This window comes from Bradyrhizobium sp. 31Argb, from assembly GCF_043638955.1.
Taxonomy (GTDB): Bacteria; Pseudomonadota; Alphaproteobacteria; order Rhizobiales; family Xanthobacteraceae; genus Bradyrhizobium.
This window is the reverse complement of record NZ_JBEGDB010000653.1, coordinates 1-838: the sequence shown is the minus strand read 5'-3', so window position 1 is coordinate 838 and position 838 is coordinate 1. Positions and strand designations below refer to the sequence as shown.

Annotated in this window: 1 protein-coding gene and 1 pseudogene; both read left to right on the top strand. The window is 57.2% G+C overall.

Annotation, left to right across the window (positions count from 1 at the left end):
* Nucleotides 1-400, top strand: a pseudogene (locus tag AAFX91_RS42095) (FAD-dependent oxidoreductase); the annotation flags it as partial.
* Nucleotides 401-432: 32 nt separating this feature from the next.
* A complete protein-coding gene (locus AAFX91_RS42090; protein ID WP_130582215.1) occupies nucleotides 433-729 on the top strand; it encodes a ferredoxin family protein in 297 nt (98 codons plus the stop codon).
* Nucleotides 730-838: the final 109 nt, after the last annotated feature.

Sequence of the window (838 nt, the reverse complement as noted above, 5' to 3'; positions counted from 1 at the left end):
CGGCGATGCGGCGCAGCTCAACAACGCCATTCATCGCGAGGGCTCTAACCTCGCGATGACCTCGGGCCGCATTGCGGCGGAAGCTATCGTCCAGGTGAGATCACGGCGTTATCCCATGACTGCGGCAAATCTGTCGCTCTACAAGAAGATGCTGGACGAATCCTTCGTGATCAAGGATCTCAAGAAGCACAAGGATATGCCGATGCTGATGCATACCAACTCGCAAAACTTCTTTCTCACCTATCCGCAGCTCGTCGCCAGGGCGATGCAGAACTATGTACGGGTCGACGGCACGCCGAAGGCCGAGAAGGAGAAGCTGACGTTGAAATCCTTTGTCAATGCGCGGTCATGGACCGGTTTATTTGGCGATGCATTCCGCCTCGCGCGCGCTTGGCGATAACCCATCAGAATCAAAGCTAAGGAAGCTGAAATATGAATGTCGAGACATCAGTGCGCGTCGAGGACAAGCTGTTCTACAACCGCTATCTTGTCGACGTCGGTCATCCTCACATCAAAGTACGCGCACATACGAAGCCGTCCCCACAGCTGCTTGCACTCTTGAAGGTCTGCCCGGCGCGCTGCTATGAACTCAACCACAAGGGGCAGGTCGAGGTCACCGTCGACGGCTGCATCGAATGCGGCACCTGCCGTGTCATCGGCGAACCCACTGGCGACATCGAATGGAGCTATCCGCGTGGCGGATATGGGGTGTTATTCAAGTTTGGATGAGGGCTGAACGGCAGGCCGCGTGTCATCGCCAAGAAGCACGGCCCAAGATTGGTCCACGAGCGACCTGATCAATTCGCTGCGACGATGCCGGCACACGGCAGCTGGGGCG